The 14,053-nt window shown below is 45.8% G+C and carries 15 protein-coding genes; 4 read left to right on the top strand and 11 right to left on the bottom strand.

Annotated features, from left to right (window positions below; translation table 11 throughout):
* The first annotated feature begins 6 nt into the window (after window positions 1–6).
* From ACHBID_RS05215 to ACHBID_RS05200, 4 genes are all read left to right on the top strand, one after another.
* On the top strand, window positions 7–468 hold the full coding sequence (locus ACHBID_RS05215; RefSeq protein WP_394731792.1) for a DUF1836 domain-containing protein: 462 nt from the start codon (window positions 7–9) through the stop codon (window positions 466–468).
* 2 nt (window positions 469–470) lie between these two features.
* The gene (locus tag ACHBID_RS05210; protein ID WP_172058886.1) at window positions 471–1,124 is read left to right on the top strand and encodes a hemolysin III family protein; all 654 of its coding nucleotides are present in this window, start codon (window positions 471–473) and stop codon (window positions 1,122–1,124) included.
* A gap of 148 nt (window positions 1,125–1,272) precedes the next feature.
* A complete protein-coding gene (gene mnmE, locus ACHBID_RS05205; RefSeq protein WP_394731793.1) occupies window positions 1,273–2,646 on the top strand; it encodes a tRNA uridine-5-carboxymethylaminomethyl(34) synthesis GTPase MnmE in 1,374 nt (457 codons plus the stop codon).
* 260 nt (window positions 2,647–2,906) lie between these two features.
* Window positions 2,907–3,974: a hypothetical protein gene (locus ACHBID_RS05200; RefSeq protein WP_394731794.1), complete on the top strand. Its 1,068-nt coding sequence runs from the start codon at window positions 2,907–2,909 to the stop codon at window positions 3,972–3,974.
* Window positions 3,975–4,007: 33 nt separating this feature from the next.
* Here ACHBID_RS05200 and ACHBID_RS05195 read toward each other — a convergent pair whose 3' ends face one another.
* The 11 genes from ACHBID_RS05195 to rnz form a co-directional block, all read right to left on the bottom strand.
* Window positions 4,008–4,589: a LemA family protein gene (locus tag ACHBID_RS05195; protein ID WP_105122781.1), complete on the bottom strand. Its 582-nt coding sequence runs from the start codon at window positions 4,587–4,589 to the stop codon at window positions 4,008–4,010.
* A 19-nt stretch (window positions 4,590–4,608) separates the two neighbouring features.
* Window positions 4,609–5,400 (bottom strand): TPM domain-containing protein, encoded by a 792-nt coding sequence (locus ACHBID_RS05190; RefSeq protein ID WP_394731795.1) that lies wholly within the window; start codon window positions 5,398–5,400, stop codon window positions 4,609–4,611.
* A 60-nt stretch (window positions 5,401–5,460) separates the two neighbouring features.
* On the bottom strand, window positions 5,461–6,048 hold the full coding sequence (locus ACHBID_RS05185; protein WP_105110596.1) for a uracil-DNA glycosylase family protein: 588 nt from the start codon (window positions 6,046–6,048) through the stop codon (window positions 5,461–5,463).
* 43 nt (window positions 6,049–6,091) lie between these two features.
* Window positions 6,092–7,492 (bottom strand): dipeptidase PepV, encoded by a 1,401-nt coding sequence (gene pepV, locus ACHBID_RS05180; RefSeq protein WP_394731796.1) that lies wholly within the window; start codon window positions 7,490–7,492, stop codon window positions 6,092–6,094.
* A gap of 94 nt (window positions 7,493–7,586) precedes the next feature.
* Window positions 7,587–8,351, bottom strand: a complete 765-nt coding sequence (locus tag ACHBID_RS05175; RefSeq protein ID WP_105161195.1) for an ABC transporter permease — start codon at window positions 8,349–8,351, stop codon at window positions 7,587–7,589.
* Window positions 8,348–8,986 (bottom strand): ATP-binding cassette domain-containing protein, encoded by a 639-nt coding sequence (locus tag ACHBID_RS05170; RefSeq protein ID WP_105161194.1) that lies wholly within the window; start codon window positions 8,984–8,986, stop codon window positions 8,348–8,350. Before ACHBID_RS05170 ends, ACHBID_RS05175 begins: the two co-directional genes overlap by 4 nt.
* Complete coding sequence (locus ACHBID_RS05165) at window positions 8,986–9,414, bottom strand: cupin domain-containing protein (RefSeq protein WP_394731797.1); 429 nt, start codon at window positions 9,412–9,414, stop codon at window positions 8,986–8,988. Before ACHBID_RS05165 ends, ACHBID_RS05170 begins: the two co-directional genes overlap by 1 nt.
* Window positions 9,415–9,543: 129 nt before the next feature.
* On the bottom strand, window positions 9,544–9,918 hold the full coding sequence (locus ACHBID_RS05160; RefSeq protein WP_394731798.1) for a DUF4825 domain-containing protein: 375 nt from the start codon (window positions 9,916–9,918) through the stop codon (window positions 9,544–9,546).
* A 106-nt stretch (window positions 9,919–10,024) separates the two neighbouring features.
* Entirely contained in the window at window positions 10,025–12,223 is a 2,199-nt protein-coding gene (locus ACHBID_RS05155) for a copper-translocating P-type ATPase (RefSeq protein ID WP_394731800.1), read from the bottom strand.
* A gap of 144 nt (window positions 12,224–12,367) precedes the next feature.
* A complete protein-coding gene (locus ACHBID_RS05150) occupies window positions 12,368–13,123 on the bottom strand; it encodes an SDR family oxidoreductase (RefSeq protein ID WP_105138108.1) in 756 nt (251 codons plus the stop codon).
* Window positions 13,120–14,049, bottom strand: a complete 930-nt coding sequence (gene rnz / locus ACHBID_RS05145; protein ID WP_394731801.1) for a ribonuclease Z — start codon at window positions 14,047–14,049, stop codon at window positions 13,120–13,122. Before rnz ends, ACHBID_RS05150 begins: the two co-directional genes overlap by 4 nt.
* Window positions 14,050–14,053: the final 4 nt, after the last annotated feature.

Raw genomic sequence — 14,053 nt, 5'->3', positions numbered from 1 at the left:
CTAGTTATGAATACTAGATTATATAAAAACGAAAGCGATCATCAATTGCCCTATTGGGAAGACTTACCAGAGATTGATTTGTATCTAGATCAGGTCTTGCTCTATGTCCATCAGGCTACGCAGTTTTCACCGTCTAAGGAGGACAAGGGGCTGACTGCATCTATGGTGAACAATTATGTCAAACACAAGCATTTGGAAAAGCCTATCAAAAAGAAATACCAGAAACACCATTTGGCTCGACTGATTGCGCTGACTTGTTTGAAGAATGTATTTTCCATCCAAGAAATTAGCCAGACCCTGAATATCTTACAGTCCCACTACTCTTCAGATAGGCTCTACAATTATTTTGTGGATTGTATGAATGAAAATGAGATGGAGACAGCTCCTGAAATCATTCGTTATGCTTGCCAGACCTTGAAACTATACCACAAGACGCATCAGCTGGCTTTAGAATTAGAAAGAGGCTAGTCATGGATTACAAAATGAAACTCAGTATTCCCTTAACATTCGGCGAAGAAGTCGCTAACAGCGTCACGCATGCTATTGGTGCCCTTCTGATGCTGGCTCTACTGCCCGTTACCGCTGTGCATGCCTTTAAGGATTACAATATCACTGCTGTAGTTGGAATGTCCATTTTTGTCAGCAGTCTGTTCCTGATGTTCCTCTCTTCTTCTATCTATCATTCCATGCCCTATACTTCGGTCCATAAGTATGTTTTGCGGATGATTGACCATAGTATGATTTACATCGCCATTGCGGGCAGCTATACACCTGTTGCTCTCTCCTTAGTCGGTGGTTGGTTGGGCTATCTGATTATCAGCTTGCAGTGGGGCATTACGATTTTCGGCATTCTCTACAAAATATTCGCCAAAGAAATCAATGAAAAATTTAGTTTGGCACTCTATCTGATTATGGGCTGGCTCATCATTTTTATCCTGCCGGCCATTTTCCAACAGACCAATCTGACTTTCGGGCTCCTCATGTTGGCTGGGGGATTGTCTTATTCAATCGGTGCTCTCTTTTATGCTAAGAAACGACCCTATTTTCACATGATTTGGCACTTGTTTATCCTCCTAGCCTCAGCCCTGCAGTATATCGCCATTGTCTATTTTATGTTATACTAGAAATCCGATAGACGTTCCAATCTCATGCGATTTTTTGCTTTCCATGATAAACTGATACATAGGAAATGTTAGAAGCTGCATTCAGAGCTTGGCACTTTTATATAAGTTTACCTTACTTGTGAATACAGTTTCTTAGAAAGTAAAAATTATGATTACCAAAGAATTTGACACCATTACTGCCATATCGACTCCCTTGGGTGAGGGCGCTATCGGCATTGTCCGCCTATCAGGAACCGAAGCTTTTGCCATTGCCAGCAAGGTTTTCAAGGGCAAGGATTTGGCGACTGTTCCCAGCCACAGCCTCAACTACGGCCACATTATTGACCCTGCGACGGGGCAAGTGCTTGATGAGGTCATGATTGGGGCCATGCGTTCCCCAAAGACCTTCACGCGCGAAGATGTCATCGAGATTAATACCCACGGAGGCATCGCCGTTACCAACGAAATCCTCCAGCTCCTGATTCGCCAAGGGGCTCGAATGGCTGAGCCAGGCGAGTTTACCAAGCGGGCCTTTCTCAACGGCCGTGTGGATTTGACCCAGGCCGAAGCTGTCATGGATGTCATCCGTGCCAAGACCGACAAGGCCATGCACAATGCCGTCCGCCAGCTTGACGGCTCCCTCTCCCAGCTCATCAACGACACGCGCCAAGAGATTCTCAACACACTGGCACAGATCGAGGTCAACATCGACTACCCTGAGTACGACGACGTTGAGGAGGCGACGACAGAGCTGGTCCGCGAGAAAACCCTCCAGTTCCAAGCTCTTCTAGAAAATCTCCTCCGCACTGCCCGCCGTGGAAAAATCCTGCGTGAAGGCATCGCAACTGCCATTATCGGTCGTCCCAATGTGGGAAAATCCAGCCTGCTCAATAACCTCCTCCGTGAGGAAAAAGCCATCGTTACAGACATCGCAGGAACAACCCGCGACGTTATCGAAGAATACGTAAACATCAAAGGCGTCCCCCTCAAGCTGATTGATACAGCAGGTATCCGTGAAACAGACGACATCGTTGAAAAAATCGGCGTGGAACGGTCTAAAAAAGCCCTTGAGGAGGCCGACCTCATCCTTCTAGTCCTCAACGCATCTGAACCCCTGACCGAGCAAGACCGCAATCTCCTAGCCATTTCAGACATGGCCAACCGCATTCTCCTGCTCAACAAGACCGACCTGGAAGAGCAGATTGAAGCAGACCAACTGCCTGAGGAGGTCATCCGCATTTCCGTCTTAAAAAACCAGAACATCGACCAGATTGAAGAAAAAATCAACCAGCTCTTCTTTGAAAATGCTGGTCTGGTAGAGCAAGATGCCACCTACCTCTCCAATTCTCGCCACATTTCCCTGATTGAACAAGCCGTCCAAAGCCTGCAAGCTGTCAATGACGGACTGGAAATGGGCATGCCTGTCGACTTGTTACAGGTTGACCTGACCCGCTGTTGGCAGATTTTGGGAGAAATCACAGGCGATGCCGCTCCAGACGAACTCATCACCCAGCTCTTTAGCCAATTCTGTCTTGGAAAGTAAGGAAATTTAGGTGTGGAGATCGTGCTTACTGAAGAGCTGCAAGGCTTCCATGGGCACTTTCACAACGCTCATCCTAGAAAAATGCTTGACTAAACAGCAGTCTAGTGGCATTTATTCAGGCAAATAAGCAAGTAATCCCTATTCATGTAATGCAAGTTATTTACATGGATTTTTCTTTTTTATTCTTGCTTTTTCATTTTTGTTTTGATTGTTTTTTTACAAAATATTTGTTATAATAACGTCATAAAGGAGGGATGGTCATGAAAAAAATTATCATTCTGCTATCTACCGTTTTTCTCCTTGTGCTAGGTGTCATCAGCTGGAAACTATTAACCTCTGGTCATACCAAGTTTGAACTCCAAGATTCAGCTTCAATGTATATTATTTATCCTAATCAGATTGAGACCTATCAACTAGAAGGAAATGACCTCAAGCTCTTGAATCGACAAGAGATGGGAGGCATTGATTTCCCTCTCGGAAATAGCCACAAGCTCCAAAATCGTTATCTGATGCTCTCAAGCAGCGCCCCAAAATCCTACGCAGAAAATGTCACTTCGCTGGATTTTGAAACAGGTACGATTTCCCAGAAAGCCACCAAGTTTCATGATTACATTGCAGGGAGCGACGAGCACCATCTCTATATGGCTGGTAGGCACCTGACTTGGTTTGATACGAGTGGCAAAGAGGCTGGACAGCTTACTCTGCCTGAAGATTTTTCTACCCTGCCTAGCATCATGACCGATTCTGGCGATTTGCTTGTTCTGTACGGTCACAGGTATGTAATTGATAAACCTGAAGAAACCCGTGCTTACTATCTGATTTTTGACAAGAAATCTGAGAAAATTGTAGACGAGATTGAGGTACCACTTAGTCATCAAGTCCACCAAGGCATCCTGAAAAATGGTCTAGTCTATCACCCGATTTTGACCTATTATCATGGTGATGGGCAACAGGAAACCTCTTATGATGTGCAGACCTTCAATCCTAAAACAAAAGAAATCGGGAAAATCCAGCTCTCTCATCCGCATCCCTCTACCATTCACAATCTGGGAGACAAGCATCTCCTATTGATTGAACATGATAGTTATATTAGCAAATATCCTCATTTCACCCTCTATAACTTAGAAACTCAAGAAGAGAGCTACCATTCCTTTCCTAACTTATCTGATAGCGACAGCCCAATCAAACATATTCAACTGTTGGATCAAGAACGATTACTGTTCACAAAGGATAATCAAGTCATCATTTATAATTTCAAACATTCTGAAATTCTCAAGCAGACAAGCCTGTCATCTGAATATGTAGCTGGTGTCTGGCTTACCCCCTAAGAAAAAGGAACTCGCTCGAGTTCCTTTTCACTTCTATTCTTTATCTTGTAAATCAACGCTTGGTACTGTTGTTGCGGCATCGTTAGTCGCTTGGAAGAGGTTAACTTTCTCATAGCCAAAAAGATTGGCGTAGATAGAGGTCGGGAACTTCCTGATTTTTTTATTGTAGGCTGTTGCCACCGTATTATAATCCTTGCGGGCCACTAAAATCCGATTTTCTGTGCCTTCAAGCTCGGTAATTAAGTCCGATACCTGCTGGTTGGCTGTGATTTGTGGATAATTTTCCGCCACTACTAAAAGGCGAGAAACTGCTGAATCTAGCTGAGTCTGAGCCTGATTGTACTCTGCTGAACCTTGCTGGCTGGAACCAATCTTGGCACGCGCATCCGCGATAGCTGTAAAAATATCTTTCTCATGCTCCATGGCCCCCTTGACGGCCGATACAACGTTGGGAATCAGATCATAACGTCGCTGGAGCTGGGTCTGGACATTGGCCTGGGCGTTCTCCACTTCGGCGTGGCTGTCCACCAGACCATTGTACTGACCGATTGCTCCTATTCCCAAAAATAGCAAAGCTACTAAGGGGATGAGGAAGGTTAACCATTTTTTATTCATACTATTTCCTTTCTTTTTCTTACCAACCAGAGGAGGCGCCGCCTCCGCCGCCTCCACCACCGGACCAGCCACCTCCGCCGCCAAAGCTAGATGAGGAATGGTCAGAATGATTGTGATGATGATAATGATAATCGTCGACCCACATCCAAAGTAGGCTACCTGGACCGCCTCCGCGGCCACCACGACTGGACTTATCAATAATGATAAAAATAATAACCAGAACAATAATGAGGAAGAAAAATGAACCGACATCATCGTCACTATAAGTTTCTTGACTTTCTAAGCTAGCCAGCTGCTGGGCTCCCAGGTCTGTCCCGTAAAAGCGGTCGCCGATGGAATTGACAATGTAGGTGACACCAGCATCATAGTCCTCCTGGCGGAAAAACTCCCTGGAGGAATCTAAAATATCTTTGGCCTCTATATCCCTGATGACGGTGGCTGCATTGTCCGAGGTCTCTATCCGAAACTGCCTGTCATCTATGGCAATGACCAGCAAAATCCCGTTATCCGTCCCAGAAAATCCCACCTGCCAGTGACGAAAGAGCTCATTGGAAAAACTTTCTAAGTCATCATTCAGATGGTCCGTCACATAGACCCCCACCTGCAATTTTTGACCGGTACGCTCCCATTCTTGATTCTTTTGGTCAATACTGGCGATTGTATCAGCTGATAGGTAGCCTTGTTGGTCTACTACCGTCGTATCCAGCGGCCGATCTGGCAACTGGTCCGCTCTAACAATTGGCGGAAATAAGGCCAGCAAAACTAGGAGACTGACCAAGATTCCGCCTAGCCATACCACATACTTTCTCATCTCAACACCTCCTTCGGCACAAAAAGACAAGAAATCATCTATTTTCTATATACAATTATATCATATTGTGCACTGTTGAACAATATTTTTTATGTCCCTCTGTAATCTGGGTAAGACACGTTCCTTGAACCAGGGATGCTTGGCCTTCCAGATATTATTTCTAGGAGAAGGATGAGGCAGAGGAAAATAACTGGGCAAATAATCCTCAAAATGTCGGACCCTTTCGGTCAAGTTCCTCTGGGATTTCCCAAAAATAGCTTCCTGAGCATAGCTCCCAATTAAAAGCGTCAGATCAATATGAGGCAAATGTTGCAAGATGAGCGGATGCCACTTGTCAGCGAAGTCCTTGCGCGGTGGCAAGTCACCTGTCTTACCCTTACCAGGATAATAAAAATCCATAGGAAGAATAGCAAACAGACCTGAGTCATAAAAGGTTTCTCGGTCCACCCCCAACCAATTCCGAAGATTATCGCCACTAGCATCATCAAAAAGTCGACCTTTTTCTTGTGTTTTCAAACCCGGCGCCTGCCCGATAATCAGAATGCGAGCAGTCTCAGGCGCCTGAAAGAGCGGTTCAATCCCTTGACGTGTAAAAACTTGATTGGCAGGGTCAGACATAATAGCCCGACGAATGGAGGATAGCTGCATATTGTGTCTCCTAAAAAAGACGGAAATCCCGTCTTTCCATCTCTTATTTAATCAACTCATAAATGGCCTCTGCGTAAATTGCCGCGGCACGATAGAGGTCTTCTATATCCGCAAATTCATTGGCCTGGTGCATGGTATCTGTGTATCCTGGGAACATGGCTCCATAGGCAACGCCACGCTCTAGCAGGCGACCAAAGGTTCCGCCACCGATGACTTGCTCGTGACCTTTCAGTCCTGTGTGTTTCTCATAAACAGACAGGAGAATGGCTACCATTGGGTCGTCAATCGGGCAATAATGCGGTGTGTGACCGTGGGCTGACAGGCTGACACTTTCTACCTCAAATTTCTCCAAGCCAGCCTTGATGACTTCAGGACTGGTGTTTTTTGGATAGCGGAAATTGAGGGCAATGGTGTTGTCTACTGCGCCTGCATCAAACTTGAAGACACCAGCGTTCATGGACAGGGCACCCATTTGCTGGTCGTAGATAGCTACGCCTAATTTTTTCGCATCGTGGTCCTCAAATAGAGTTTCTCCGGCAAGTTCCAAATAAGCCTTGGCTGCACCTTCAAAGGCAAACTGGTTGAGGAATTTAGCCAAGTAGGTCGCCCCATTGACCCCATTTTCTGGGTGGGCACCGTGGGCTGATTTTCCGATGACGGTCACTTGGACACGACCGTCAGACAGATTATCCGCGCTAGCTGACACGCCGTATTCCGCTGAGAAGGCTGCCAATTTATCCTCAAGACTATCTAACTGACCAGAGATGACTGCTGTCGCGGACTCAGGCACCATGTTCTCACGAAGACCGCCTGTAAAGCTATGCAACTGAGCAGCTCCGCTATTTTCCCCAGCAAAATGCAAATAAGCTGTGATGTTGCCCTTTTCACCGTTGATAATCGGGAACTCGGCATCAGGAGAAAATCCGAAATCTGGCAGAGGGAGACCAACGTTTGCGAAGTAATAATCCATGTCCGCCCAGCCCGACTCTTCGTCGGTACCTACGATGAAGCGGACTTTCTTAGAGATTGGCAAGCCCAATTCTTTGATGATTTTCAAACCGTAGTAGCAAGCCATAGTCGGCCCCTTGTCGTCGGACGAACCGCGCGCAAAGAGCTTCCCATCGATGATTTGTGGATCGTAGGGGTCTGTATTCCAGCCACTACCAGCAGGAACTACATCCAAATGCCCGAAGATACCAAGCACCTCATCGCCTTCACCGAACTCAAAATGTCCAGCATAATTGTCAACATTTTTGGTCGGATAGCCGTCACGCTCAGCAATTTCTAGAAATTTATCCAAGGCACGGACAGGACCCGGTCCGAATGGGTGTTGGGCATCCGCTTGGCTATCGTCGCGCTCCGAATTGATGCGCAAGAGGTCGAATAAATCCGCCATGAATTCATCCTTGCGTTTGTCTACTTCTGCTCTAAAATTGATTGTCATACTGTCTCCTTTGCAATGTAAATGTAAGTCTATTTTATCATAATTTATCATGCAGATATAGAAAAAACTGACCTTTTTCAAGATCAGTTTATTCTTATTCAAATTCCAATTGCGCCTTGTCCGTAAAATAAGACTTGTAGGCTGCGTATGATGCTATAACGGAGGCCAGACTGGTAGCCGACAGGAGCATGAACATGACCATAATCTGGTAACGAATGGCAGCTACAGGGTCAACACCTGCAAAAATCAGACCAGACATCATGCCGGGCAGGCTGACCAGACCGACTGTCTTGGCTGAGTCAATGGTCGGCTGCATTCCCGTTTTGATACTTTCGCGCAAAATGTCCTGCGAAGCCAATTTGGCAGACGCGCCCAAACTCAATTTCTCCAAGACCTGCTGGCGATTATCCGTAAAGAGACGATACATAGCCCGATAGGACAGACCGATGGCTGACATGGCATTGCTAGCTAGCATACCAGAAATAGGAATGACCTGCGAGGGAATGAACTTAATAGCCCCCGACCAAATCAAAATGCTCAAGGTCAATCCAGTAGAAATCAGAAGCGCAAAGAAGGGATGCCAGAAGGACTTGTTGACGACAGGGTTACGCTTATTGGCCTGACGACTAGCATTGTAGAGAATGACTAGGACCATGACCAAGCTCAACCAGCCATTGGACACTTGAAAGACAAACTTCAAGACATAGCCGACCAGAAAGAGTTGGACCACCGTCCGCAAGACGGCCATTACAATGTCTTTGGTAATTCCCAGCTTTTCCTTTTGGCTGATGATAAGTGCAATCAAGACCAGACCAAAGACCAAGGCCAAAGAAAGATTGCTTACATTTACTTGGTTCATTGGACAATCCTCCCCTTCTCTACCTGGATAATGGTGCTGGCTGCTGCTATTTCCTCCGCATCATGCGTGACTTCGACAATGGTGTGTCCTGCCTTGTGGTAATCGGCAATCAAGTCATGCACCAAGGCTTTGCTTATCGCGTCTAATCCAGCCGTCACTTCGTCCAGTAAGAGCACCTGGGGCTCAAAGAGAAGATTGCGGACCAAGGCCACGCGCTGTTTTTCACCGCCCGACAATTCGGAGATTTTCTTGTCTAAAAATGTCGCTGGCAAATCTACCTTGGCAAGAGCTTGAACCGTGCTTTCTTCATCAACATCCAGCTGACGAATGTCAAAAGGAAAGGCAAGGTTATCCCGCACCGTTTGCCCAAAGAGAACTGGCTGCTGGAAACAATAGGAAACCTCTCTGCGGTAGAGAGGCATATCCATTTGTGCCAAATCCTGAGACTGGTAGAGGACTTGTCCTTGACTAGGAGAAGTCAACCCTGCCAGCAGTTTTAAAATCGAACTCTTACCAGACCCGGACGGACCAACCAAGGTCAGGCGCTGACCAGCATCTATACTGAGCGTCATATCCGCCAAAATGGTCGTGTCTGCATGAACTAAGCCGACGTGATTTAGCTGAAAAATCGGCATTAGCGACCTGCCTCCTCTGCCTCTTCCGCAGCCATTGCAATAGCCTGAGTCTCGTGAATAGTGCCATGCGCATGGTGAGCAGGACCATAGATAGAATAGAGTTTCAAGTCCTCATCGCCAATGTTGATAACATTGTGGTAGGTATCTTTTGGAATGAAAATGGCAAATTCTGGAACTACTTCTGTATCAAGGGTAATGTTGTCCGCATCTGTTCCCATGATAACCCGTCCCTTCCCTTGCTCCACGCGCAAGAATTGATCATTTTCAGCATGCACTTCCGCGCCAATATCCCCACCAACTGGAATCGACATGAGGGTCGCCTGCAAGAGTTCCCCAGTCCAAAGGGCTGTCCGGTAGTTTGTATTTTCCAAGGTTGCGTCTTCAATATTTGTTACAAATGGTGCTTTACCAAAATCTTTCGTTGTCATCTTATATACTCCTCAAATTGTAATCATTCTAAAGTTTATTTAGAATTGTTATAATTATAGAACTTTATCTACAACTTGTCAAGAAAGAAATTGAAAAAAATTCATAAAAAAATTGACCAGCTTAACTGATCAATCTTTCCTAGTAAAATGAGCAATTTCTCCTTGGCTGGTCGCATCTACAAAAGCCACCTGCTCTAGATTGCCAATCAGGTCAAATAGGGACTGACTGTTTGACTGGAGCTCCTCTGCCACTTTATCAGAGGCTTTATCTACCTTCAAAAATACTGTCAATTGATAGGGTTCCTTGTCTGATTTGATTTCGATATGATCATAAGTATAACCTTCAGGATAATCCTGTAAAGCAGCTAACTGAATGACCTTGCTATTGTCACCAACATAGTCTGTTTTGTACTGTTCCAGATTCACCTCTTGGCTTTTCTCTGCCTGACAGGCTGCTAAAAAGACGAGGAACAAACAGGAAACAAGAAATAAATATTTTCGCATGACTTTTCCTCCTGAAGCTTATATACTTTAAATTATAAACCCTTACACAAAGCCTGTCAAGAAAATTGACTTCATGTAATGTATACCAAGAACAGGCTGTATCAAGCTACTCTCTGTCACCTTTGTAACGTAAGCCCATAGCATTGATAGCGACAATAACCGTCGATAGACTCATGAGCACGGCCGCCAATAAAGGATCCACCATAATGCCCATGCTTGGATAAAGGATTCCAGCAGCTAAAGGAATGGCAATGATGTTGTATCCTGCCCCAAACCAGAGATTTTGCCTCATTTTGCGGATGGTTGTCTTGGCAATGCTCAACATATCCAAGACTGCTGATGGATTGGATTGAACCAAGACCACGTCTGCAGAGTGGATGGCAACAGAAGTTCCTGCGCCAATGGCAAAGCCTAAATCTGCCGTCGCTAGAGCAGGCGAATCATTGACCCCATCGCCGATGAAAAGAACTGCCCCACGCGCCTGATAGTCCTTGACCAGTTTTGCCTTATCCTCTGGTTTAAGTTCAGCTCGGTAATCCTCTATGCCCAACTGAATGGCTACTTTTTGTGCAGTAGCTGGGTTATCTCCCGTCAACATCACAGGACTAATGCCCTGCGCTTTCAAGCCTTCTACAAAATCTTTAGCATCTTCTTTTATCTGGTCTCCCAAGGCTACAAATCCCAAGACTACACGATCAGCCACCAAAAAACTCAAAGTAAGGCCCAAATCAAGATAAGGTGCAATCACGTCCTGATCCACTGACAAACCTATTTCCTGCATACCTTTGTAGGACATAATTTCATAAACCCTTCCATCCAAGACTCCTCGAATCCCACTACCAGGGATATTCTCAACCTGCTCTACTTGATAGGAATGTTGACCTGCCGCCTCCACTATGGAAAGGGCAATTGGGTGGGTTGAATGAACTTCTAACGCTGCCATTTTGGCCAGCGTATCTGCTCCCTGAACCAAATCTTGACTGTGGCGAACTTGAAATTTTCCGTCGGTCAAGGTTCCGGTCTTATCCATCAAGGCAAACCGAATCTGGTTAACCTGTTCAAGAGCTGTTCGGTTCTGAACCAAAAGACCATTTTTTGAAGAAATCGTGGTCAATCGCGCCACAACAAGGGGAATGGCTAGACCAAGGGCATGCGGACAGGCAATGACAAAAACAGAAACTGCCATCATCAAGGCAAAGGCAAGATTAGCCGTCATGGTCCAATAAATAAAGGCCAAAATCCCCACAATTAAAGCTGCATAGAAGAGCCAAGAGGCTACGCGGTCAGCCATATTTTCAAGCTTGGATTTCTGATTTTGCGCTTGACGGACCATTTCGGTCACCTGCGCCAAAAAGCTGTCCCTACCAAGACTGGTCACTTCCATTTCAAAGGGCATGTTTTGATTGAGCGAACCACCGAATACCCTATCTCCCGCCTCTTTTTTGACAGCTCGAGATTCCCCAGTAATCATGGATTCATCAATATGAGCAACACTCAAAATCTTACCATCGGCCGGAATTTTTTCATTTTCCTTGACTAAGAGGAAATCCCCAATCTGCAAGTCCTCTACCGCAACATCTGTCCCATCCTTGAGATGGGCTTTTTTCGGAATGAGAGTGGCCAAGTCTTTCAGGGCATCGCCTGCTCCCATAACTGCCTTCATCTCAATGATATGCCCAATCAGCATAATGACAATCAGCGTAGACAACTCAAACCAAAAGTTCATGCTTTCTTGTCCCAATAGCGCTAAAATTGTTGCATAAACGGAGTAAAGATAGGAAACAATAATCCCCATGGAAATCAGGGTCATCATTGCAGGTTTTTTAGCTTGCAACTCCCCTCTAGCTCCGTTAAAGAAAGGTGTTCCTGAGTAGAAGAAGATAATAGAACCTAGTATCAGCTGGACAAGTTCAACACCCGGAAAACGTAAGAGAGTGAAACCTGCAATTGGAGAAATGGCCAGTAGGGGAATCATGACTGCCACTGCCACCTTGAGCTTTGTATTCATATCCCCCATGTGCATCATGTGCCCACCATGCTCCATCATGTCATGGTCATGCCCTTGGTGATGCTGATGAGCATCATGAGAATCATGAGAATCATGAGTATGATGAGAATGATGACTGACGTCAGAGCCCCCTACATGATGATGGTCATGATGGCCGTGATGGTCAGAATGATGATTGGCGTGAACCCCCTCTTCATGGGAATGCTCCTGCTGGTGGGAATCATGATAGGTCTGACCAACTTCCTCAGAATGCATCGCATGCTGGTGTTCCTGCTTATTTTCTTTTGAATGGTTCATAAGATAACTCCTATTTCTGTCTACATTTGTAATCGATTTACAATTATAGTTTACACTTGTAGTCAAAAAATGTCAACCGATTAGATCAAAAAAACCTAGAATGGGAGTGATCCCAACTAGGTTATACAGTTTATCAAAATCTGCTCATTTCAAATTAAAAACAGTACTAGCTAAGTAATCCGACAGGCATGGAAAAAGGGTATAAAGTTTATGAGCGAGAGCTAGTGACCAAGGCAGGTTGACCTCACGTTTCTTGGTTCCCATAGCCGCGACAATTTTCTTGGCAACGTAATCGGGTTGTAGGAGAAAGGCCTTGACACTCTCTTGATAGGATCCATCTGGATCCGCTTGGTCAAAAAAGCCTGTCGCAATAGGACCTGGATTGACTGTCGTCACCGCAACGCCATACTTAGCTAACTCTAGCCGTATCGTATTTGAAAAACCAATAGCGGCAAACTTGGTTGCTGAATAAACGGATGATTTGGCCGTTGCTACTAGACCAGACATGGAGACGATATTGATGATCTGACCAGACTTTCTAGCCTTCATCCGCTTGCCAACCAGCCGACATAGAGTCATGAGGGCAAAGGTATTGATGTCAAACATAGCTTGGACCTGCTGGCTAGAGAAATTCTCAAAATCATCGTAAATCGCATAGCCAGCATTATTAACCAGAATATCAATCTGCCCATACTGGCTATCTAGCTCCTCAAAGAAAGCCGTCAGAGTCGCCTCGTCACGAATATCCACATCAAACACAGCCTTTTTCTCATGATAGGCGTAGAGTTGTTCGATTTTGTCCACGTCGCGACCCAGCAGAATCAGAAAATCATCTGCCAAGAGGGGAACCATTTCCTGCACCAAACCACCTGATGCGCCTGTTATCAAAATGGTTCTCATAGTTCAATTTCCTCCAAGTCCTTGACCACATGAACTTCTTCAAAAATGGTCTTAGCATCGCGTCGTAGCTGACTAATATCCTTGGCCAAGAAACGCGGACTGATATGATTGAGCAAAAGTCGCTTGGCTCCAGCTTCCTTGGCAACCTGAGCAGCTTCCATATTGGTCGAGTGTCCGTGTTTTCGAGCGATTTGCTCATCTCCCTTGCCGTAGGTTGCCTCATGAACCAAGACATCCGCATTGACCGCAAGTCGCACACTGGTATGGCATTTGCGTGTGTCTCCCAAGATTGTCACAACCTTACCCGGACGTGGTGGCGATAGATAATCACTGGCAATGATTTCACGACCGTCCTCTAGGGTAACATTCTCGCCATTTTTGATTTTTCCAAAGAGGGGACCAAAGGGTACACCGGCCGCACGGAGAGCATCCGCATCCAGCGTTCCCTCCAAATCTTTTTGCATGACGCGGTAGCCGACACATGGCACCGTGTGATCCAGCTTGTCTGCGAATACCGTAAATTTGTCCGTCTCAAGAACCTTGCCAACTGTCTCTACGTCAAACTCATGAAAATGAATGCGGTAAGGCAAGCGGGAACCTGACACTTTCAGACTGGCCAAGACAAAGGAACGAATGCCCGTCGGACCATAAATTTCAATATCCGTTTGCTCCTCACTAGACTGGAAAGAACGGCTGGACAAGAACCCGGGCAAACCAAAAATATGATCGCCATGCAGATGAGTAATGAAAATCTTGGCCACCTTGCGCGGACGAATGGTTGTTTCAAGGATTTGATTTTGCGTTCCTTCGCCACAATCAAAGAGCCAGACCTCATTGATTTCGTCCAAGAGTTTCAAGGCCAAGCTGGACACGTTTCTTGCCTTGGAGGGCTGACCCGCCCCCGTACCTAAAAATTGAATTTGCATTGTT

The organism is Streptococcus sp. A25, assembly GCF_043674095.1.
In the GTDB taxonomy this organism is placed as follows: Bacteria; Bacillota; Bacilli; order Lactobacillales; family Streptococcaceae; genus Streptococcus; species Streptococcus suis_V.
The sequence above is the reverse complement of the archived record's forward strand: the minus strand, read 5'-3'. Positions and strand labels throughout refer to the sequence as shown.

Excerpts from the sequence above, each read along its gene's own strand:
- pepV (WP_394731796.1), bottom strand. The coding sequence starts at position 7,492 with ATGACAATCAATTTTAGAGCAGAAGTAGACAAACGCAAGGATGAATTC.
- ACHBID_RS05185 (WP_105110596.1), bottom strand. The coding sequence starts at position 6,048 with ATGCAGCTATCCTCCATTCGTCGGGCTATTATGTCTGACCCTGCCAAT.
- ACHBID_RS05150 (WP_105138108.1), bottom strand. The coding sequence starts at position 13,123 with ATGAGAACCATTTTGATAACAGGCGCATCAGGTGGTTTGGTGCAGGAA.
- ACHBID_RS05190 (WP_394731795.1), bottom strand. The coding sequence starts at position 5,400 with ATGAGAAAGTATGTGGTATGGCTAGGCGGAATCTTGGTCAGTCTCCTA.
- ACHBID_RS05195 (WP_105122781.1), bottom strand. The coding sequence starts at position 4,589 with ATGAATAAAAAATGGTTAACCTTCCTCATCCCCTTAGTAGCTTTGCTA.
- ACHBID_RS05160 (WP_394731798.1), bottom strand. The coding sequence starts at position 9,918 with ATGCGAAAATATTTATTTCTTGTTTCCTGTTTGTTCCTCGTCTTTTTA.
- ACHBID_RS05175 (WP_105161195.1), bottom strand. The coding sequence starts at position 8,351 with ATGAACCAAGTAAATGTAAGCAATCTTTCTTTGGCCTTGGTCTTTGGT.
- ACHBID_RS05210 (WP_172058886.1), top strand. The coding sequence starts at position 471 with ATGGATTACAAAATGAAACTCAGTATTCCCTTAACATTCGGCGAAGAA.
- ACHBID_RS05215 (WP_394731792.1), top strand. The coding sequence starts at position 7 with ATGAATACTAGATTATATAAAAACGAAAGCGATCATCAATTGCCCTAT.
- ACHBID_RS05170 (WP_105161194.1), bottom strand. The coding sequence starts at position 8,986 with ATGCCGATTTTTCAGCTAAATCACGTCGGCTTAGTTCATGCAGACACG.
- ACHBID_RS05155 (WP_394731800.1), bottom strand. The coding sequence starts at position 12,223 with ATGAACCATTCAAAAGAAAATAAGCAGGAACACCAGCATGCGATGCAT.
- rnz (WP_394731801.1), bottom strand. The coding sequence starts at position 14,049 with ATGCAAATTCAATTTTTAGGTACGGGGGCGGGTCAGCCCTCCAAGGCA.
- mnmE (WP_394731793.1), top strand. The coding sequence starts at position 1,273 with ATGATTACCAAAGAATTTGACACCATTACTGCCATATCGACTCCCTTG.
- ACHBID_RS05200 (WP_394731794.1), top strand. The coding sequence starts at position 2,907 with ATGAAAAAAATTATCATTCTGCTATCTACCGTTTTTCTCCTTGTGCTA.
- ACHBID_RS05165 (WP_394731797.1), bottom strand. The coding sequence starts at position 9,414 with ATGACAACGAAAGATTTTGGTAAAGCACCATTTGTAACAAATATTGAA.